General features: G+C 39.5%; 15 protein-coding genes and 3 pseudogenes. 4 read left to right on the plus strand and 14 right to left on the minus strand.

Annotation, left to right across the window (positions count from 1 at the left end; translation table 11 throughout):
- Positions 1-101: 101 nt before the first annotated feature.
- From R7P35_RS04350 to R7P35_RS04405, 12 genes and pseudogenes are all read right to left on the minus strand, one after another.
- A complete protein-coding gene (locus tag R7P35_RS04350; RefSeq protein WP_318091722.1) occupies positions 102-608 on the minus strand; it encodes a hypothetical protein in 507 nt (168 codons plus the stop codon).
- A gap of 374 nt (positions 609-982) precedes the next feature.
- Entirely contained in the window at positions 983-1,363 is a 381-nt protein-coding gene (locus R7P35_RS04355; RefSeq protein ID WP_213904468.1) for a transcriptional regulator, read from the minus strand.
- 52 nt (positions 1,364-1,415) lie between these two features.
- Positions 1,416-1,613: a hypothetical protein gene (locus tag R7P35_RS04360; protein WP_065298419.1), complete on the minus strand. Its 198-nt coding sequence runs from the start codon at positions 1,611-1,613 to the stop codon at positions 1,416-1,418.
- Positions 1,614-1,767: 154 nt separating this feature from the next.
- The gene (locus R7P35_RS04365) at positions 1,768-2,535 is read right to left on the minus strand and encodes a hypothetical protein (protein ID WP_213904467.1); all 768 of its coding nucleotides are present in this window, start codon (positions 2,533-2,535) and stop codon (positions 1,768-1,770) included.
- 360 nt (positions 2,536-2,895) lie between these two features.
- On the minus strand, positions 2,896-4,287 hold the full coding sequence (locus tag R7P35_RS04370) for a relaxase/mobilization nuclease domain-containing protein (protein ID WP_213904466.1): 1,392 nt from the start codon (positions 4,285-4,287) through the stop codon (positions 2,896-2,898).
- Positions 4,284-4,820, minus strand: a complete 537-nt coding sequence (locus R7P35_RS04375) for a chromosome partitioning protein ParA (protein ID WP_250158336.1) — start codon at positions 4,818-4,820, stop codon at positions 4,284-4,286. The genes R7P35_RS04370 and R7P35_RS04375 overlap by 4 nt, the downstream gene beginning before the upstream one ends.
- Before the next feature lie 682 nt (positions 4,821-5,502).
- Positions 5,503-5,676: a hypothetical protein gene (locus R7P35_RS04380; RefSeq protein WP_001929243.1), complete on the minus strand. Its 174-nt coding sequence runs from the start codon at positions 5,674-5,676 to the stop codon at positions 5,503-5,505.
- Between the two features lie 802 nt (positions 5,677-6,478).
- Positions 6,479-6,714, minus strand: a pseudogene (locus R7P35_RS04385) (IS21 family transposase); the annotation flags it as partial.
- Positions 6,700-6,927, minus strand: a pseudogene (locus R7P35_RS04390) (transposase); the annotation flags it as partial. The pseudogenes R7P35_RS04385 and R7P35_RS04390, both read right to left, overlap by 15 nt.
- A gap of 165 nt (positions 6,928-7,092) precedes the next feature.
- Entirely contained in the window at positions 7,093-7,575 is a 483-nt protein-coding gene (locus R7P35_RS04395) for a hypothetical protein (RefSeq protein WP_213904465.1), read from the minus strand.
- Positions 7,576-7,756: 181 nt separating this feature from the next.
- Positions 7,757-9,718 (minus strand): recombinase family protein, encoded by a 1,962-nt coding sequence (locus R7P35_RS04400; protein WP_213904464.1) that lies wholly within the window; start codon positions 9,716-9,718, stop codon positions 7,757-7,759.
- Entirely contained in the window at positions 9,711-11,732 is a 2,022-nt protein-coding gene (locus R7P35_RS04405) for a recombinase family protein (protein ID WP_213904463.1), read from the minus strand. The genes R7P35_RS04400 and R7P35_RS04405 overlap by 8 nt, the downstream gene beginning before the upstream one ends.
- A gap of 77 nt (positions 11,733-11,809) precedes the next feature.
- Here R7P35_RS04405 and R7P35_RS04410 point away from each other — a divergent pair.
- From R7P35_RS04410 to glgC, 4 genes and pseudogenes are all read left to right on the plus strand, one after another.
- Positions 11,810-12,184, plus strand: a pseudogene (locus R7P35_RS04410) (CreA family protein); the annotation flags it as partial.
- A gap of 233 nt (positions 12,185-12,417) precedes the next feature.
- The gene (locus R7P35_RS04415) at positions 12,418-13,722 is read left to right on the plus strand and encodes an inosine/guanosine kinase (RefSeq protein ID WP_042520821.1); all 1,305 of its coding nucleotides are present in this window, start codon (positions 12,418-12,420) and stop codon (positions 13,720-13,722) included.
- A 236-nt stretch (positions 13,723-13,958) separates the two neighbouring features.
- Positions 13,959-15,707, plus strand: a complete 1,749-nt coding sequence (locus R7P35_RS04420) for a formate--tetrahydrofolate ligase (protein ID WP_042520819.1) — start codon at positions 13,959-13,961, stop codon at positions 15,705-15,707.
- 537 nt (positions 15,708-16,244) lie between these two features.
- A complete protein-coding gene (gene glgC, locus R7P35_RS04425; RefSeq protein WP_017634185.1) occupies positions 16,245-17,462 on the plus strand; it encodes a glucose-1-phosphate adenylyltransferase in 1,218 nt (405 codons plus the stop codon).
- 97 nt (positions 17,463-17,559) lie between these two features.
- Here glgC and R7P35_RS04430 read toward each other — a convergent pair whose 3' ends face one another.
- Together R7P35_RS04430 and R7P35_RS04435 are read right to left on the minus strand one after the other, a co-directional pair.
- Positions 17,560-20,721 carry a chitinase C-terminal domain-containing protein gene (locus R7P35_RS04430; protein ID WP_318091734.1) on the minus strand — a complete coding sequence of 1,054 codons (3,162 nt, stop codon included), beginning with the start codon at positions 20,719-20,721 and terminating at the stop codon, positions 17,560-17,562.
- A gap of 277 nt (positions 20,722-20,998) precedes the next feature.
- Positions 20,999-21,880, minus strand: a complete 882-nt coding sequence (locus R7P35_RS04435) for an AraC family transcriptional regulator (protein WP_042520813.1) — start codon at positions 21,878-21,880, stop codon at positions 20,999-21,001.
- Between the last annotated feature and the right edge of the window lie 197 nt (positions 21,881-22,077).

Raw genomic sequence — 22,077 nt, forward strand, 5'->3', positions numbered from 1 at the left:
GGATTGATGATATCAGTAATAATCATGTAAACATCAACCCCATCCTGCATTATTATTTATGTCAGGAGTGACTTAGTACAAATTCGTTGTATAAATACGCCTTATTTTGACTTAGCTGGTAGACCATCATCTAACGTAGAAACTAACTTATTGAGATCGACGCCATCCATTTTCTGAAGGTTGTATTGCCATCTCGCAAATCTTTCAAGCAACATATCATTTTGAGAGTTAAGCCTTTTATTTTCTGAATTAAGCCTTTCATTCTCTTTTTCAAGCTTTTCTACTTGCTTGATTAATTCTGCAATCGCTACGTCATCATTCCCTAGATTAGAGATAAGATCACTTAATTTGTCAGTACTTTCGAACAAACACTTGGCATCTTGGATAGCTTCTGATTTCTTTTGCCTTAGCTGCTCTTTCTTCAAATCAAAAGCATGCTTAATTTCATCATACTTGGTGAATGTGAAACGTGATGGCGGCTTTTTTAGGCCAAGTTCTAACTGTAATTTCTCAGCTAAAAGCTCATAACTAAGTTTGCCAGCCAACTGGCTTGGTTTGATTGAAGCGCGAAAATGATTTTTGTCCAGAGGTGTGTCAGAGCTGATCACGGCAAACTATGATCGCGGCAAACTCGCCTTTGTTTCACTGTACTTCAGCGGATATATGCCCTATTTCTTCATGCGGCTCTTTGACTAAATTTAACTAATAGATTTACTATGAATCAATACGTCTATTAATTCAGTGACGATTCTAAATAACAACTATACCTTTAAACGAAATCTATCAACTCAAGCTGATTTTCGACCCTATGATTGCCCCTAGAGACAAGGATATCTTAAATGCATCGATACGCAGCGCTCTTTAACGAACAACGGAGAATTCAGCGCAATCAAGTGGCTGGAATTTTTCTTTAGAACTAACTTGAAAAACCTATATCAATTGCGCTTTATCAGCAAAAAGCATTGAATACCTGATTTTAAAATTAAAGTAGCTGTAGAAGCAGGGCTTCCACTTCTTTGCCCATGAGGATCTCAAAAGAGGCATAAATAGCAGTAAGACGCTCTTCGTTTCCACATATCTCAATACGAACAAAACCCTTAGATGTAAGTTTCTTAATAGAAATCGAAAGCTCTTCGACACTACGACCTGTTATCTCTGCTAGCTTCCCTACACTATTTGGTCTCTCATAAGCCATCATATTCAAGAGCTTTATATTATCGTTAGTTAAAACTTGTGACAGCTCTGTTAAAGATGCAAACCAGAATTGAGGCATATCTTCGACATGGTCTAATTTACCAGCTGCAACATCCAATATATACTTGCGAACGAGTTCTTCCGAGGCGATTCCGATTCTAGCTTTCATAGTCTATCCATGTTAATAAAAATATAACAAATTTCTTTAAACTACGCTCTCATTATTCACTACTTTGATGAAGGGCGATAATCTTCAGGACATCAGCAGTAATATTAATTGCTTTAGTGCCAGATGGTATATCCATCTTATCTTGATATTGCACCCAAATTTCGCCATTTTTAGATATGCGGATCATTGCGAATGTGTCATTAAGAAAAGACTTATTAACACCAAGTTGTTCATGAATATCATCCTTCATAATCATCCCTATTACATGTTGGTAGCAGAATATGATTGTATACTAATCCATGATTTTGAATAAAACAATACTATTCACCCATTAAGTTTCGAGATTGAAAATTTTAACATATAAAAGCCAGATCTTTCATCTGGCAGATATCAATGAGGTTTTATTAAAGACTGGAACACAAAGACTCTAATATTTTTCTCTCAGTACTTAATTTTTTAACTCTATTACCAGTTTCAAAACTGTCTATTTGACTCATGTGTTTAACAAAACGATCAGCATTTGCTTTACTTGAAATTTTGAAGTTAGATAAATGATTGTAGGTTTTAATTTTATCAGTCAATTTTTTATCATAGAAAAGCATATTCTGAAAAAGAATATCAGGCATAACGTATGCGTCTAATACTTGTTTAATTCTGTACATTGACTGATACAGATCTTGTGCTTCTACAGCAGTCAAAAGACCATCTAAAGCAAGCTTTTCAACAATATCTGCAACGTCATGGATTGGCTTTGATATCTTTGCCGCCTCTTTCTTAATTCCAGCTCTGTCAATCTCGAAATAACCACGGCATTCATTCACTTTTGCTTTTTGATATATTCCGTAATAGTATTTATGCTTAGCTAAAAATTTCTCATATGCACCTCGAGTAATCTCGAACTCCCCCGACTTCACACATTCAGAAGCATTGTTACTTACAAATTCTTCGAATGTATACTTCGGATACTCATCAATACGTTTTTGAGCCACAGTAATCACCATTGTCATGGGAGATCTATTTCTAGAATCTTCATTATTTACCTTTATATTCAATCGGAGATAAAGAGTCATACCTTTTCTATGTCTGTACGGCGTATAATACATACCATCATTATTTTTGTTATACCTTTCTTTATCTACTGCTACATTAATTGCATCTGCGTTATTGGCCATAATTAAAACCTTATCATTTATTTTTATCTTTAATTATAAATTACCAGTTAATTAACAATAAGTAAACTAAATAATAATTAACGACGAAATCATTATAAACAACTGAACGTTAAATACAATTAACTAGATTCAACAATAAAAACATTATTTCGGACGTGAAAATTTAAAAATAATTTTGCAGCTATTACTTACAAATAACAAATTTTCTTTTTAAAATTAATGACCAGGTCATTATCTATAGATACTAATACGTTTTATTTAATGAACACGATATTTAATATCAACCGAACATCTACTTATAAACACCCTCGAAAGTTAGATTTTCAATGACTAGCGTATCAAATGATTAATTGTGAATTTTTACTGAATCAGGTTCATTGCGTTATCTTTGTCCTTAACTTTGTATTCAAACAATTCTTCAGTACTAAATATTTCAGCATCTTTTTGTGACTCAAAATCTCTAAGTTCTTTTAAAGATATAACTTTTACATTGAAATCGTTGATGAATGTTTGCATAGATAACTTGTGTTGAATCTCATTATGGTTCTCTCTAATAGAAGAGAACAACTCAATGAACAACTGTCGGAGAACATCAGAGAATGTGTCGCTAAGCTGTACTAAATTGATCTGCATAGCGATAGCACAAGACATTTTATTGCTGCTTTGTATAAATCTTCTTGAGCGCAAGTGGAATCGATCATTCTGTAAAATCGCTTGCAGTTTATTAAAGTAAATTTTGTTAGCTGTAAAAAGAACAAGTAACCAACCGTTATCGTCAGACAGACGTTTTACGTAAGTTGTATGCGCTTCTCGTTTCTGCCTTTGCGATAGCAAAGCTGACTTATTAATTTCTTCTTCAAAACGCTCAAAATTGAGCGAATCAGTCGATAGTATTCCGTTTTTTATAAGCTTACCGAGGGTAAACTTGCGGTTTCCACCCAGCTGAGATGCAGAAAATAGGTGGTCGCTCAGTTTAAAGACAAGACCAGATACCAACCCGTCCTTTTCTCGTACTTCGACTGTGAGTTCTGGATGTTGTTTTTCTACGGCTGAGACAAATTGCGCTAGCGTTGAGCGTTGGTTAAGACGGTTAATCGCTCTCGTGACTAATCTAGCAACTTGCGCCTTTTTAGTTTTCACTCTTGCATCATTGATGGTTGCGCGATCGTCATAGCCTTTATCTTTACTCGAAACTAACTGTCGCAGGCCAAACTCGATTTCAAGTTCTCGCATTACTTCTTGCGCACGATAATAGCTATAGCTGTCAGAGACTTTTTTTCGATTGACCATATCTATAGTGCTGGTCACGATATGTACATGTTCTTCGTCAGTATCATTATGCTTGAAAGATATATAGCGACAATTGTCGTATCCGAGGTGCTCCATAAGCCTCTTGATAGTCTTTTGCCATTGAAGATTGCTTAAGTTCTCACCAGTGTCTAAAGAAACTATCATGTGCTTGAACTGTTGCTTTACAGAGGGCTTTAGAGCTATTGATTGCTGCATTTCCGCGATGGCCATTGACAAGTCTAATAACTCCCCTGCCGCAGTTCTGGCTTCATAAGGAATGTGGATGATGTTGTTGGCGTATATGAACTCTGTTATTGCAGCACTCTCTTTGCTCGCACCAGCAGAATAGTTAATTAGGTTTTTAGCAACACGCTCATCGTTACCTTTTATATAATCGACAAGTATATGTACAGTCTTCTTATTGTGCTTTTTTTGTTTTTGTCCAGGTTCTTGATATATCATAGTTTGCTCTCTTTTTTTTCTTGTATCAGCTTTTCTAATTTATCAATTGAAATATGCTCCAGTGCTATTTCATATGCAGTATCTTCAGTAAAACAATTTATTAACAAGAGCCTAGTTTCTTGAAATTCTTGTTTTAATACTTCAAATGCTTGGAAAACTAGTTCTACCTCTTGCCTATCAAGCTGATTTCCATTTTCTAGGTGTGAAGCAATAGAGCTAATATCTTTAAAAATACCCGATGTTTTATGGAAAAAGTTTTTTGAAGCTTCAAGTACAACTGGTTTAACCACCATCGTCCTATTTAATATAGCTCTCATATAAGCAGATAAAGTGCTATACCCTGATTTCTTCTTATTATCTATTTGTGTTTGATATTCCATTTCTGTAAAGTTTATTTTCACTGATTTAGACAACTTGTCTTCATCAGATTTTCTTTGTTTAATTTTATCTTTCTTTGCAGACTGTAGTGCTTTCTCTATTTTCAAAAGTTCATTTTTATCTACAGAGTGGAATATATCTATGTAATTACTCATGGCTTATGTTCCTTATTTTAATTATTGTATGTCAACTTTTGAGCGAAGCGATTATGGTTTAATATAGCGCTAACCTCGAAGAGTGTTAGTGCAACCGAACGAATTGTGAGGGAATCGTCTGATGAGGATATTTGGGACAAATAGAACTCTCAGACATAGCTTGCTTCAAAATTTATTACTTATATTATTAATTTAAAAAATACTTATTTCAACCTTTATTTTAATAGAAAAAACTTAATCAACAAAAATCAAAACAGGCAATATCTAACAGGATGTTAAAATAAACACTTATAAATCAATAGTATGGGTAGGAATTAATTAATATAAGTTTAAATTTTAATTACTTAGTAAGTAAATCAGTTATCAAAGAAACTTAAACATTAATTAGTTATGAAGCTTTTGTTCTTACAGTGTAAGTAGTTAGTTATTATAATAAATTAACAAAGGAAATAATTAATTTAATACTAATTATTATATCATCCATATAGAATTAAATAATACTCAACATTAAAAACAACGTTAATTTTTTACTATATGTTCAAAGTGTTTTTAAACCGAACTTGAACTTGAACTTGAACTTGAACTTGAACCATACTGCGTGACAGATGTAATTCAAACGATGATATAAATTTATTACCAATATTTTAATATAAAAAAGCCAACATTATGTGTTGGCTTTTAATTAGATTTCAACAATCTCATTAGAGAATGCATAGTCAACCTTTCCTTTCCTAAAAAATGGTGTAGGCTCTATATCTTTGAGCGAACGAACAATCATTTCTCTATAGTCTTTTGGAGGATGATCCATTTTTTGTTGGCGATTAAACTCTTCATGCAAGATCTTCTCGAGTTTCATTACTCTACCTTTATTCTACTACTCCTTAGGCCTCCTTATGTAAAAATTATAGAATTTTCGAACTCAGTAAATCTTAAACTTCAATATCATCAATGTCAAATAATATTTCCATTAAATTAAACGATATTAAAAATAAAATACCCATGGCTTAATATATTATTTATAATATTTTCTTTCGTTATATTTATATTTATATTTATATTTAAATATTCATTCTTTACATTAGACAAATAATTTACCAAATTTTGATAGTTTTTTTGCGTGATTCAATGGGACTCAATCAGAAACTTACGACCTGATCAGCTACTCTAGTCAGTCACCATGCTCCTATGCCTAAACCTCGTTACGAAGCCACTAACTACAACAAGTACAATCACGCACATATTTAAGTAATCGTAATCGCTCGTTTATGTTCTTTTCAGGGTTTAGGCACACCTCGTCGATATAACGCTAGCCTCTAGTTTATCAACTCCACCTGCCTAGCTTAGCTAACTTCCTCGAAATGTATAGAGAACAGAAAACTTCCATAAGAAGTAGATACCCCGTACATGCACGGGGTATCTACTGTTACAACTCGTGCGGAGTTGACCAGAATCCTGTTCACCCTGATGCCTAACATAATTCGCTATAACCTGTTCATTCACGACTTGAGAAAGTAACCTAGTGACCGAATTGTGTTATCTTTCCAGTAAACCTTACTTAGTCAACTGAACGTTTTTCTTATGTTGCGTATTTCGGCGATTGCGAACACCTGAACCAGCACTTTTCTCTTTCCCTATTTTTACTCTAAGAGTTCGGATTACGCCAGTTTTTGATAACTGTCGTTAAGCCTTGGCTCATAACGGTTAGCTTTGGTGACCGCGCTGCGCAGATTATTGGGAACCAAGAGTTGCGATATGCCGCCGAAGTGCTCGAACGCATTAGCGTGCGCTTCTAATCAGTAAGACTTTCCTTGGCTTGAGAAGGCTTCAACATAGGTGTAATTTACGCCCCTAAGATCACTACGAACACTTCTGCTTCGCGTACTTCGCCATCATCAGTGATAATTGACATGGAAGAGTAGACATTGCGGGAATTAGAGTTTGGTTTTTGGGAGTATTTTTCGTAGCCAAGGTACTAATCAAGCTCAACATTTAATGCTGTCTCAACAGTCACCTTGGTTAACTTCTTACGGAAGTTATTAAGATCAGATTCGGTCTTGATTGATTTAGCAGCTTCACGGGCAAAAGCTTCAAGTGCTTTCTTATCCATACTGTCCATCCTTAGCCTTTAAGGCTTAAGTTTAGACAGTTAAACAGAATTAAGGATAGTCTCGAATGCCCAATTGTGAGTCACCAGTTCAACAGAGTAAGATCTAGTCGTGACTACCCCATCATCGGATGCGTAAGATCGATGATGGGGTACTACAATTGATTACTATAAATGATTATCATTAATTAATGTTAATTTCTTGAATGCATCCTTCTTATTGTATACTTCACAATCAAACATATATGAAATTGTTGGAAATCTCATAAGATACACAAATAGCTCATCAATGGTTTCAAATGATTTGAACCTAGCAGGATATAGATTTTTAATATATCTCACATTGATTTCAAATAGTTGTTCAAATCCAGTTATAGAAAGCTGATCTGCTTCGAGTTGTTTGTGTATTTGAGACTTCACAGGATTCAAACTTTCTACTACTTCTGTTCTGTAATAGTAATTTGCACCAAATTGTTCTATTAGTTCATCTAATAAGTAGTGAACAAATGTTTTGTTTTCACTTAATTCAGGTGTGTTCGAGTAGTATCGTTTCGAAACGTTTATAGAATTACGTTCAATAGCATTGTCTATCGCTTGCTTGACTCTTTTGTAATGTTCTGAGCGATAGACGCTGTAATGTGTTACCGCCATAAAGTCCCCTCCCAAATTTTTAATCAACTATGTAATATACAATATATGGCTAAAAAACGACCGACTTTTGTGTCTATATTTTAATCTAGTTCCCAACAATACCATTTAAAAACTCATAATCAATTCGTTCGTTTCGTATAAATGGTGTACTTCTACACCTTTAAGTCAGTGAACTTTTAACTTATTTCAAATATTTTTCCTTTATTCCAGACAAATGGACTTTCAAATCAAAGTTAGTAATTACTGCGTTCTCTCCTGAAAGGGAAATCCTTACTTCCTTAAACAAATGGATTATTAAGTCATATGCCTCTGATTCATCAAGATTTTCAACGTTAATATTGATAAAGTTAAACATTAAGTCCGATGAAAATTCATCTTGATACGCATACGTGCGAATTACATAATCGTCAAAACACACAATCACAAACTTCAATAATTTCGTTGAACAAACTTCCATATGAACGACATTTTTTCTTAGTTGTTGATTTACTGCTTTTCTCATCAACAATCGCTTCGAATAGTCCTCGCTTCGAAGCTCTTTTTTAATTATTCGTTTGTCGATTGGCTTTCCTGATTTTTCATATTCTCTTTCAACGCCTTTAACCTGATTTTCAATTTTAACAAGTTCATTTTGTACGGTATTTAGTAAAGATTTATTTTTTGAGATTGAATCAAGTAATAGAGTTGCATCAAGATTCTGTGTCACTATACTTTCAAAAGTTTTATTCAAACCTTTTGCTTCTAGTAACAACTGTTCTTTTTCACCGTTCAAATAAGATTGTTTTATGCTGAGTCTTTTGAGTTTCGTTTTCAGCTTAGATTGCGTCGTAGAGAAAACAGTATAGTTTGAAGATGTGGCAAAGCGTAAAAATGCCATTTCAAAGTCTTTGTAAATAATATTCTCTGCATCACAACCATCTTTCAGAATTGCTTTTTCACATCGAAGGTACTCAAACCAATCAGCTTTCTCGCTTTTGCCAGTCTTTCTCGTACCTTTAAAGACCAGACGACCACCACAGGCACACCTCAACACTTTTGAGAAAACGTGCGTTTTGTCTTCTGGCTCTGATATTTTTTCCCCTTTATTATTCATCGCAATGATTTTTAATGCAGCTTCATATTTTTCAACGGTTACAACAGCAGGAAAGTAATTTTCCATTTCAGAAGTCGCATCTACTTTGTTTGAACGTGTTTTAAAAATACGCTCAGATTCACAAAAATATTCTTCGTCTTCTACAGTTTTAAGCGTGAATGTACCTATTGTGCTTTTGTTTTTGAACAAATTAGAGATCGCAAAAGTGTGCCACTTTTCAGCTTTTCTACAGTTTCCATCTTCAAAAGTTGGAATTTGCTTTTGGTTTAGTAATTGGCATATCTTCGTATGACCTAAGCCTTGAATTTTCCAATCAAAAATCTGATTGATAATTTCGGCCTTTGCTTCATCTAACGAAAATTTACTAAACGAGTCTTTTCTTGCTACTCCATTATCATCAACAAAATCATAAATGATTTCAGATTCAATAATCCATCGCGGAGTTGTTGATTGCTTTAGCCCAATATGCTTATGCTTCCCTTTCTGCGTTGGGTGATTGTAAAGATACTCTAACATTTCTCTTCTGCGCCTATGAGCATCAGACACGTATACGCTCTTAACCTCACTCTCGTAGTGCGCACTAGACATTTTGATGATTGATATAAGCATACTTTCAAGATCTGCTTCTTTACTTGAGTACAAACAATCATCAATAGTTGTTACGATGTTAAATCCACGCTTTAAGATTCTAGAAAACTGCTCATAAGCAACTTCTGGATGTTGTCTAGAGAATCGATCAAATGCGTGAAAGCATAGATATATGTTCTCACGCTCTTTAAATGGCACATCTTCTAGCACGTCGAGCAATAACGCCATTTGGCCTTTTTCAAACGTCTTTGAGAGCTGACCTTGCTTTGCAAAGCCTGAAACACCCTTATCAGTGAATATGAGATCATCGCTAATATAAAGGTTGTTTTGACTTGCGTAGCGTTTCGCTTCTTCTAACTGACGCTCTAGCGACTTTCGACCTACTTTGTCTTGCTCCGTTGTTGAGAAACGAGCATATGGGATACAGATACCGTCAAATATGCTCTTGTCATAATCAAACATAATCAATCCCTTTACCAGCGTAGAACTTACGCTTCAGACGTTGTAAAGCTTCGATAAGATCTCCATTAGAAACGACTTCAGTTTCCCCTCGTAACGAACGTTTAATCTGATGAATGTAGATAAGAAATAGTTCATAGTTAAGTTGAGAATCTTCTACTTCGTAACTGATCTTTATCGTGTTGAACATTAAATCATTTGCATAGTTTTCACTATATGCGAACGTTCTAATCACATCGTCGTGAAAGCATAAAATCACAAATTTGCTATGTTTTGAGGAACAGACCTCCATCCATTTAATCTTTGAATGTAAGAAGTCGTTTAACTTCTTTCTCATCATTATTTTGGTTTCGGTCGATGAGTTTTTTATTCTCTTACTATATTCAACAATATCAAGAAAATCAGACTCTTTTGAATCGAGAGATAGTTGTAACTTAGTGATTCGAACTTTCAGGTCACTAATTTTAGTTTCGATTAGGTCAGCACTTTTCTTTGCTTCATTTAGTGCAACAAGAACATAGTCGGCGTTGAGACCTTGACTAATTGCTGATTCAAACGTCTTTTCAAGACCTGAGTTCTTTAACTTTAACTCTTTCTTTTGTCCGTTTAGGTATGTAATTTCAGCTTGAAGGTTCTTGATTTCTGTCTCAAGTGACTTATCACCGACTAAACACACTTCTCTAAAGTCAATATGATGGACGTATTTGAAAAATGCTTGCTCTAGTTCTACATAGTTTATGTAATCATCAAAACATCCATTCTTAACCAAAGCGTTATTGCATCGTAACTGCTCTCGATATACAGGTGCTTTGTTCGATCTTTTATTAATTTGGGAACGGCTATATTGAAGCGTTGAGCCGCAATAGCAACTCATAAACGTTGCGAAGATGTTTGTTCTCTCACCGATGCGCCCTAGCGGCTTTCCCTTTTTCTCTTGAAACTTAAGCACGTTTGCTAGTCTAAACACTTCTTCATCAACAACTGATGGATAATAATTCTCTAATTTTGAAGTGACTTCTTTCTTGACTTTTTTAGTCTTAATCTCATCAGTTTCTTTACAGTGATATTCTTCCGTTACCATCTCCTTTAACGTAATGTGACCTAGCACTTTATCTGAGGTGATGATATTTTGGACTGCGTATGGGTGCCATTTCTTAGCTTTTTTGAATCTGCCTTGCTCAAAGACTTCAACACCATCATTGTTAAGTTTTTGGCAAATTCTTGTATAACCAAGCCCAGCAATTTTCAGCTCGAAGATTTTTCTTACAACTTCTGCTTTATATTGATTAAGAGAGAATTTCTTAAACGTGTCTGTACGCTTTGAACCATCTGCATCAATGTACTCATAAGTAATATTTTCTTGATCTATCCATCTAGGTATTGACGGTTGCACCACACCTATATGCTTATGTTTGCCCTTCTGGGATGGGTGATTGTAAAGATATTCAATGACCTTTTTCTTTCTGCTCAACGCATCAGTAATATAGATCGACTTGTTTAAACTCTCCTGCCAAGCGGTTGTCATTTTGATGATAGAGATGAGCATATTCGACATACCTTTATCCCTACGATCATAGAGTTGGTTGTCGATAGTCGTGACGATTTTGAATCCACGATTCAGGATTTTGTTGAAGTGCGCCTGAGCTGCATCAGGTGACATTCGACTAAATCGGTCGAAGTTATGAAAAGTAATGTAGACATTATCACGCTCTTCTGGAGGAACTTCTTCGAGCAGCAAAAGCATCGTTGCCATCTGCCCTTTTTTAAAGGCTTTTGAAAGCTCACCTTGGTTTGAATAACCTGAAACACCTTTGTCAGTAAAAATAAGGTCTTCATTAATAAAGAGGTTATTACGTTTAGCATACTCCCTCGCTTTTGATAGTTGACGCTCAAGAGACTTTTTGCCGACTTTCGATTGTCCTTTTGTCGAAAAACGTGCATAAGGTACACATATGCCTTTGAACTTCGCTTTATCGTATTGAAAAATCTCTTCTCTTAAAGTTTCTTCGCCTATCATTATAACCTACTGAAAATCAATGAGATAATAACATCATATCACAATCTGCAATACTGTTGGTAATAAAGATTTTATCTAAAGACATCAAAGTCGGTGAGTTGAAAGACGAGGTGGTAACAGGTGTCACATGTCACATCGCCTCTATCGAAGCGGATTTCAGCTTAGCAGATCCAAGTGATAGCTCAATATCATGTCGTCAGACTGGCGAAATCACACCGGAAATGATTGCAAAAATAGATAAGAGTAAGTCCGGTGAAATTGTATTTAAGAAGTCAAAAAGCATTTTCTTCAAAACAATGAAGGTTCGCCGTATTTATGATGCCGATAACCAAACCTTACTCTACTTGTCTTATACAACAAAAGAGACCGATGGTAGTTTTAAACATAGCCTTTCGACAGTCCCACTTTGGGGTACCAAGGCTTACGTTGAGCCAACTGAAGTGAAAAAGTAACGCGGGTAAATTTAGTTAGCGCGGAGCAGGCTCTTTCCGGGCGCTGCTGAGCAACAAGTTTAAAAAACAACCCATTGCAATACGACAAGCGTCATAAATTGCAGCTGCTTTGGTTGCTATTTACTCAGCTCGCTGATTTTTTCAGCGAGCAGACTTCTTTGTAATAAATCGCCACGATTTTCATTTTTTTGTGATACAATCCCGCCTCTTTTTTTTCTCACTCAAGAACAAGCATGAAGTTTCCTGGTCAGCGTAAATCTAAACACTACTTCCCAACTCACGCTCGAGATCCATTAGTAAACCAAATCCGACAGGCACCTAAGCTATATCGCCCAACTATTGTTGGTGTCGGTCAAACCATTGTAGATATCGAAGCACGTGTAGATGACGCGTTTTTAGAGAAATACAACCTGAGTAAAGGACATTCGCTCGTTCTTGAAGAAAGCAAAGCAGATGCTCTTTACGAAGAACTGGTTGAGCAAGGCCTGATCACACACCAATACCCAGGTGACACGATTGGCAATACTCTTCACAACTACTCAGTTTTAGCCGATAGCAAATCCGTTTTGCTCGGTGTGATGTCTAAGAACATTCAAGTCGGTTCTTTTGCTTACCGCTACCTTTGCCGTACGTCTTCACGCATGAACCTTAACCATTTACAAACGGTAGATGGCCCTATTGGTCGCTGCTACACCCTAATTTCTCAAGACGGTGAGCGTACATTTGCTATCAACGAAGGTCATATGAATCAACTACTTCCGGAAAGCATTCCTGAAGAGATCTTTGAGAAAGCATCAGCCCTGGTTGTTTCTTCTTACCTAATGCGTGGTAAAGAAGAAGATCCAATGCCTAAAGCGGTACAAAGAGCAATCGACTTTGCTAAGAAGCGCGATGTCCCTGTTGTACTTACGTTAGGGACGAAGTACGTTATCGAAGGCAACGCACAGTGGTGGCAAGAATACATTCGCGAAAACATTTCTGTTGTCGCTATGAATGAAGAAGAAGGTGCGGCGCTAACAGGTGAAACAGAGCCGCTAGCAGCTGCTGATAAAGCACTTGAGTGGGTTGATCTCGTACTTTGTACAGCAGGACCAAATGGTCTGTACATGGCTGGTTACACCGACGAGAAAGTAAAACGAGAAACCACACACGACATCCTTGAAAGCTCCCTCGAAGCCTTTAACCAGTACGAGTTTAGTCGTGCGATGCGTAAAGAAGACTGTCAAAACCCAATGAAGGTCTACTCTCACATCGGCCCTTACCTTGGTGGACCATTAGAGATTAAGAACACTAATGGTGCAGGTGATGCAGCCCTTTCAGCCTTACTGCATGACATGGCAGCAAACTCTTTCCACCAAAAAGAAGTGCCTAACTCAGAAAAGCACGAAGTACGATGCTTAACCTACTCCTCGCTTTCTCAGATCTGTAAATACGCAAACCGAGTAAGCTATGAAGTGTTGACGCAGCACTCTCCTCGCCTATCGCGAGCGCTTCCTGAACGAGAAGATAGCTTAGAAGAGACTTATTGGGATCGTTAAAACGACAGCTTTAAAGCTGAAAATATATCAAGGCCACCATTTGGTGGCCTTTTTGTTTTTATCTAGCACTGTAACGAGTAGATTTTGTTAGTATGTCGCACAATACGAAGCAGTAAACTCTTTACAAGCCTAACCGAAACAGTACCATCACCAAGCAGACCTTTGCCTCACAATAATACTCGTTATAACTCAGGTAGTTTTTCAACGCTACCTGTGTGCCACTTTGGGGATTCTCCATGCAGTCAGATATCGAAATTTGCCGAAACACACCACTTTCTTCTATTGATGTTATCGCGGAAAAAGTAGGACTATTGCCCGAAGAGTATGACACTCACGGGAAGCACAAAGCCAAAGTCCACCCAAAATGTTTGGAACGACTCAAAGCAAATGATGACGGTAAACTTGTACTCGTCACTGCGATCACGCCGACTCCTCTTGGCGAAGGAAAAACCGTTACGACGATAGGATTGGCGCAAGGTTTAGCAAAGCTTAATCAATCTGTTATTGCATGTATAAGGCAACCTTCGATGGGACCCGTCTTCGGTATTAAAGGTGGCGCAGCGGGCGGTGGTTATTCTCAAGTAGCTCCAATGGAAGAGTTAAACTTACACCTTACTGGTGACATTCACGCAGTGACAGCGGCGCACAACCTTGCTTCAGCCGCTCTTGACGCTCGCTTGTTCCATGAGCAACGCGAAGGTTATGATGCCTTTGAAGCACGTACCGGGTTAAGAGCACTTAAAATCGACACGGCCAGTATTACTTGGAAACGAGTGATGGACCATAATGATCGTGCACTACGTAAAGTCAAAATTGGCCTCAATGATGCAGGAAAAACCATCAATGGTTTCGAGCGTGACGAAGGGTTCGATATTTCAGCCGCTTCCGAGTTAATGGCTATCATTGCACTAGCCAAAGATTTAAAAGATTTACGTCAACGTATCGGGAAAATTGTCGTAGCGTACGATTTGAACGGAAACCCCGTCACTACGGAAGATCTACAAGTTGCAGGAGCAATGGCAGTAACACTAAAAGAGGCGATTGCACCAACACTGATGCAAACTCTAGAAGGTGTTCCTACGTTGATCCATGCAGGTCCATTTGCAAACATCGCCCATGGAAATTCATCCATTATCGCGGACGATATTGCGCTAAAACTATCAGGTTACACGGTAACTGAAGCCGGTTTTGGTTCGGATATGGGATTCGAGAAAGCGTGTAACATTAAAGCTGCTGCCGCCAACAAAGCCCCGGACTGTGTAGTGATCGTAGCAACATTACGCGGCCTCAAAGCGAATTCTGGACACTACGATTTACGACCAGGTATGGCTATTCCAGATTCCATTTTTAATCCGGACCAAGCAGCATTGGAGGCTGGGTTTGAAAATTTAAAATGGCACATAAATAACGTTCATAAATACGGTTTACCTGCTGTCGTTGCCATTAATCAGTTTCCACAAGATTGTGTGAAAGAGCTTAAAGCTCTTGAAGATCTGATTCACCAATTTAATCCCGAAGTTAAAGTAGCCATCAGCACCGCTTTTTCGCAAGGCGGACAAGGCGCAACGGAACTAGCTCAACATGTTATTGATGCGTGTACCACGCCTGTAGAGTTTTGTCCGTTATACAACAAAGAGCAATCATTACTCGAAAAGCTCATGGCAGTATGTGAAGGGGGCTATGGCGCAACCAATATAGAAATGACTCCTATCGCGACTGAACAGCTCAACCATTTTGAAAATCTAGGTTTTAACAACTTAGCGGTTTGCATCGCGAAGACACCATTATCGATAACCACAGACTCCGCAGTCAAAGGCGCACCAACTGGTTTTACCGTCCCAATCCGCGAGCTGCGCTTGTGTGCGGGCGCAGGATTCGTTTATGCATTATCTGGTACCGTGATGACGATGCCAGGCTTACCTGATAAACCCGCATTTATGAACTTAGATCTTGATGATGGAGGAAATATCGTCGGTCTCTCTTAGTGCAGTGATAACGTATCGCTATCAGTGAAGTGAGCATATTCATTGAGTGAGTGGTCTACTTACCTATCCACTCACTCTCAACAACTGTGAAAAGAGTTGTCTCAGGCCTTCTACTCTTGAATCGTTGATACAAAGCTCTCCTGCCTTACATCAACACGCCTGTTTTAGACCTTTAGAGTTAAGACGCTAACCCTAAGCCTTGTTTGGCCATAGTTATTAAGCTAGAAAACCCTATTTATCTTCTTGTTTTGTCGCCACTTTACATTGTAAATCCATACTTGTTGACTTCTCCTTTCTACAATTTTGCGCCAATTTGATGCACGGGCTATTTAGCGCTTCACTAATATGGTGCAGTTGTCTTACAGTGAAATTTTAACCTCCTTGATTTTTAAGGAGATATTCTATGGCTCGATTCTTGTAGTAGACTTTTCACTAATAAGCACATTAGCACATGCTTTTCAAAACCTCTGCGTTGCATACCACCTCCTTCAGGTTAGCACCGTTTTGATGCATGTCAGAAAAGGGAAAGGGAATACTATGGAAGACGCACTCGCCGTAATTTTAGCAGGAGGGATGGGGTCTAGACTCAGCCCACTCACCGATGACAGAACCAAGCCAGCCGTACCTTTTGGCGGAAAATATAGAATTATAGATTTCACACTAACCAATTGTTTACATTCGGGTTTACGCAAGATCCTTGTTTTAACCCAATATAAATCTCATTCACTTCAAAAACACTTACGAGACGGCTGGTCGATATTCAATCCAGAGCTAGGCGAGTACATTACTGCTGTTCCACCACAAATGCGCAAAGGTGGTGCATGGTATGAAGGAACCGCCGATGCGATTTATCACAACATGTGGTTGCTATCGCGAAATGATGCAAAGTATGTGGTTGTGTTATCCGGCGATCATATCTATCGAATGGACTACGCCGCAATGCTTGAAGAGCATAAAGAGAAAGGTGCTAAGCTCACCGTTGCCTGTATGGATGTTCCCGTAGAGGATGCTTCAGCATTCGGTGTAATGGGCACCACAGAAAACGGGCTCGTTACTTCGTTTATAGAGAAACCTGAAACCCCACCTACTCTTCCTGGAAGCGCGACCAGAAGCCTTGTTTCTATGGGAATATATATCTTTGATATGGATGTTTTGAAAGAAGCGCTTGAAGAAGACTCAAAACTCGATTCATCAAGCCATGACTTCGGAAAAGACATCATACCTAAGCTAATTGATACCGAATCCGTTTACGCTTATCAATTCTGTGGCAGTAAAGGGCGCGTCGATAAAGATTGCTATTGGCGCGACGTGGGTACCATTGATTCCTTCTATGAAGCGAATATGGATCTACTAGAACCTGTGCCGCCAATGAACCTTTATCAGTCTAATTGGGCGATTCGTACTTACGAGCCGCAGTTTCCACCAGCTCGTACTGTATCGTCGGCCACGGGTAATGAAGGCATTTTTATTAACTCCATCATTGCTACCGGTGTCATCAATTCCGGAGGCTCGGTACAGCACTCCATTATTTCCTCTAATGTACGCATTCAAGATAGTGCAACGGTAGTCGATTCCATCATTTTTGATGACGTAGAAGTCGGTGAAGGAAGTCAGTTGGTCAACTGCATAGTTGATAAACATGTTCGTATTCCGCCACATACTCAAATTGGCATGAACAAACTTGAAGATGAGAAGCGATTTAAAATCTCAGACAAAGGTATTGTCGTCATACCCGAAAGTTACCAATTCGATTAAACGACAAACTATCACAACAAAAAAGCGCACGATAATCATCGTGCGCTTTTGTTTAAGTGCCTGTAAACATTAGGCTATAACAAATAATCCATAATAATTAGATGTTACATACCGTTGACCAGCTACCATCTGTACCCGGTTCAGCCGCTGTCCACCAGTTCGCTTGGTAAACCACACCGTTGTGGATGATCTTATCACCTTGGTTAGCGTGGCTTGGATTACCTGCCCAATCCGTTTGTGGCAGAGCTGGGTATGTCACTAAACCTGTCGTATCACACGTACCTGGTTCAGTGGTACCACCACCCGTGCCCGCATTGAGATCACCAATTGGTAGAGCTGGCTGTTCAAACTTAAACGCAAACTCTTTACCACCAGAAATCACTGAGTAGTTAGCCGGACCAGAGATTGGTAGGTAGTAAACCATATCAAGCTCGTAAGTGCCGCCCGCCGGCAAGTCTTTCCATGCTGGTAGAGAGAACGACACACGGTGCATTACGCCATCTAAGCCACCAATGTTGTTTGCTCGAGTATGTCCAGAAGCAATTACTTTCAAACCACCACCTGATTGGTCTTTCGCGTTGTCCGGCGCAGATACTGGGATATCGAATTGGAATTCAGTACCGCCAGGGATCGCTTGACCAGTGTTGTTCGTAAACGTGATTTTCGGGTTAATTGGGTAGTTTTGATCGCCAACTTTGAAGCCGCCAACACTAACAGTAATGTCTACTGCTTCAGTTGGTGTTGGACCAGTCGCTACTTTATTACCGTAAGGCGTCGCAGACTTAAACTTGTCGTAGATAGCTTTGGTCATAGTGTTACCCATGTGGTATTCACCATTACCCGCCGCACAAGCTTGTTCAGTTGCATCTACTGCCGTACGATTACCATTTGCATCCAGTACGTAACAGTTGTAGTCACCGGCTAGTTCCCAGAACATGATACCGCCGATCTCTTTATCGATAACGTAATCGGCTTTCACCTCGATAGAAGCTTTATCTTCCGTAGATAGGAATACGCTCTTCTCCGCGTTCCACAACCAAGGTGCTACAGCAACGCTATCGTAATGACGAGTATAAGTACCAACAAACTTATCTGAAGGATCATTAACTGGGTCAAGACCGTAAGCAGCTGCGTAAGAGCCCCATATACCGTTTTCTAGGTTCTTAGCATGCCACATTGGGTTAGAACCAGCGCCCATTTCGTTTCCTTTAGGGTCGGTATCATGCCACATGTTGTCGATACCAATAGCGCCGTGACCACAGTTGTTCTTCTCACCTTCACCTGTGCCCGGTTGGCACTCTGCTTGGTTTGGTAGTGCCGCTCGGCCCCAAAGGCCATTTTCACCACCAGTAACACCTTGCCAACCACGGGTGTAGTAAGGAACACCAATGTTAATACGACCTGCTGGCATAGAACCACGGAAGTAATGGTAAGCCCAGTCTGTGTTCAAGTAACCGATACCACCGTATGCAGCAGTGCCGTATACGTTCCACTGCGCTAGCTCCGAGTCTTTACCTGTATCGAATAAAGCCGCGTTGTGACCAACGTGATCATTCCAAGCCCCATGCAAGTCGTAAGACATGATGTTTACGTAGTCTAGGTACTTAGTTACATCGAAGGTTTCCATCCCACGTAGCAAGTAACCTGAAGATGGTGCTGCGATAGTCAGCATATAATGAATACCATCTTGCGCGGATGCCGCATCAAGTTTCTCACGCAATACTTTCATCAGCTCTTGGTAAGACGCCCATAAATACTGACGACGTGGTTCCATGAAGTCTTTGTCGTAAGGGTTACCAGCACCAGCCATTGACGTCGGGTATTCATAGTCAATATCCAGGCCATCGAACTTGTACTGACGCATCATTTCAACGGCTGAAGTTGCGAACTTCTCAATACCAGCATGATTAATAGAACCGTCCGCATTCGTCGTCATGGTGTAGAAGCCACCATCAGCTACACGATCGCCGTTCGTATCGAAGTGACCGCCCGTTTCAGCCCAACCACCAATCGAGATTAGCGTTTTAACATCATGTTTTTGCTTGTAAGTTGCTAGTGCACCAAAATGACCTTTAAAATCAAGAGCAGGATCTACCTCAACGCCTGGCCAAGTTTTACCTGTAGCAGGGTTGTTAGGATCATTTACGTCGCCAACGTTTACTTTGCCGTCAGAACCAATGCTCACAAAAGCGTAGTTAATGTGAGTAAGTTGTTCCCAAGGAATGTCTTTAACAAGGTAAGTCGATTGTGGGTCGTCACCTGATCGCCAACTGGTGAAGTAGCCGATTACACGACGTGGGTGATCAGCCCCCATTTTCTCACGGCCCTCTTCGTCATAAATAGAACAGTAAGGAACATCTACACCCGTTGTTTGATAAAGACCATCAGGACGACAATTAGATGTCACTGCGCCGCCGTTTACCGTTAACGTCGCAAGTGCAGAATCTGCTCTTGCTCCAGCATCATCGGTAGCTCTCGCATATACACTTAATGAGCCAGCTTGTGAAGGGGTTACATCCAGCGTGTATGGCGCTGCTGTAGCAGTGCCAGCAAGTACACCTGCAACATAAAAATCAACTTTAGCAACGGTACCATCCGCATCCGTAGCATTTGCAGTCAGTGTTACGGAACCACCCAGGTCAATAGAGGTCGCAGAAAGCACGACATCCACTGTCGGCGCTTCGTTACCAGGTTGCGCTGATGCCACAGTTAACGTCACAACACTTGCCGTACTAACGGCACCTGCATCGTCATAGGCCTTGGTAGAGAACTCGTGCTGTCCTTCAGTTGCTGTCCACGATGCAGCATACGGCGCAGACGTTGCCTGACCAACTAATACACCATCAACAAAGAACTCTACTTTGCTAACAGTCCCATCAGTATCTGCCGCATCTGCAGCTAGGCTAACAACATCACCCGCAGTCACAGAAGCCGACGCAGAAGGCGATGTCAGAGTAACCGTCGGGACTTCATTCTGAGGTGGATCAACCGGTCCAGTGCCATCACAAGCGCCAAGTGTTTCCCACTCGCCCCACTCACCAGATTGCGCTGGATTGTTGTTTTGCGTCCAGTAACGCGCTTTATAAGCATTACCTTCATGCTGAACTTGGTCGCCACCGTTGTAAACTTTTGATGATTGCCAAGTTTCTAGAGGGGCACAGTCAACTGCTGCGTAGCTATTGAAGGCCATAAGACAAGAAGCGGTGAGTGTGCTTAGTGTGAACACGTTTTTCACTGCGTTGCCGTTTTTAAGGTGCATAATCGCTCTTCCTTAAGTTATTGTTAAAACAATACTAAATGCGCTAAACGAAGCGCATCTATACTTTTATTTCGACGTAAAATAACTTAAGTACAAGTTGGTGATTTCACACTATCTATTTACGAGTTTTCCACACCGCCTCGCAACAATCCACTAAATGATTGCAACAACGTACCTATTATTTGGCACCAGTAACTAATTTTATAACTCAAATAAATATGTCACTCGCAAATTAATAAAAAAGGTAAAAAAAGTCGCCATTTTGAAATAAAGATCACTAAGCCTTTGTTGACCTTGGCGTTTCATTAAAATGCCGCTTGTACTCGCGACTAAACTGTGATGGGCTCGTGTACCCAACCATTCTCGCTGCATCATTAACACGTCGCCCCTCTAACTGGATCAATTCGCGCGCTTTGTTAAGTCGAACTTTCTTAATATATTGCAACGGAGATTCAAGCGTGACATTGCGAAATGCTTGATGGAAAGCAGACACACTCATGTTGGCTTCTTCAGCCAATGCTTGTACGTTCAACTGTTCATGATACGCTTGATGTACACGATTTAGTGCTTTAGCTACCCTCGCGTAAGAACCTTCTTGATGTGCTAGGTCAAATAAAACATACCCCTCTTTGCTCACCAAAGTACGATACACAATTTCCTCAAGAAGCAACTCGCCAAGCATGATGACATCAAGCTCGTTACACATTGCTTTCATTAACCGTTTGCACGCATCCAACATACCTTCATTCATACGTACCGACTTAAGGCCGCAACGGGTAGCATCCAGACACTTATTACTGAATTTCTCACCCTCTAATTTTTTAACGAGTTTATGAAGAAGCGTTGGCGAAATATCTATCGAAATGCCAAGTAAAGGCTCATTGTTTGTCGCAAACGCTTCGCACTCTAGTGGCATGGGAACCCCGACAACAAGGTAATCATCGGGCCCATATTGCACTGGTGTATCACCAATATGAATGTTCTTATGCCCTTGACCCAATACGATGATGCCGGACTGATAGACAAACGGCTGGCGATGATTCCCTTTGCTACTGCGATAAAACCATACGCCATCTATCGCTGTTTTCTTCATACCTTCTAGGTCATGCAGCCCCTGCTTTTCAACATATTGCTGCATGATATTTGCGAGAGTGTGCATTAGAGCGCTCCATCAATGACCAACGAGTTTGGTCTCTATTATCGTTTCGAGCACTATACTTCCTCTCGACTTTAACTTTCTAGCTCAAGAGCATTAATTTTGTAGAAATAGGCAAGTTATTTGCAGAAATCGACCTGTTAACGATCGTTAATCAGGACTAATATGCATGTATTCAATCTCCTTCACTGGAAGCAAGA

The sequence above is a fragment of the Vibrio sp. Vb0304 genome, from assembly GCF_033338995.1.
Lineage (GTDB): Bacteria > Pseudomonadota > Gammaproteobacteria > Enterobacterales > Vibrionaceae > Vibrio > Vibrio alginolyticus.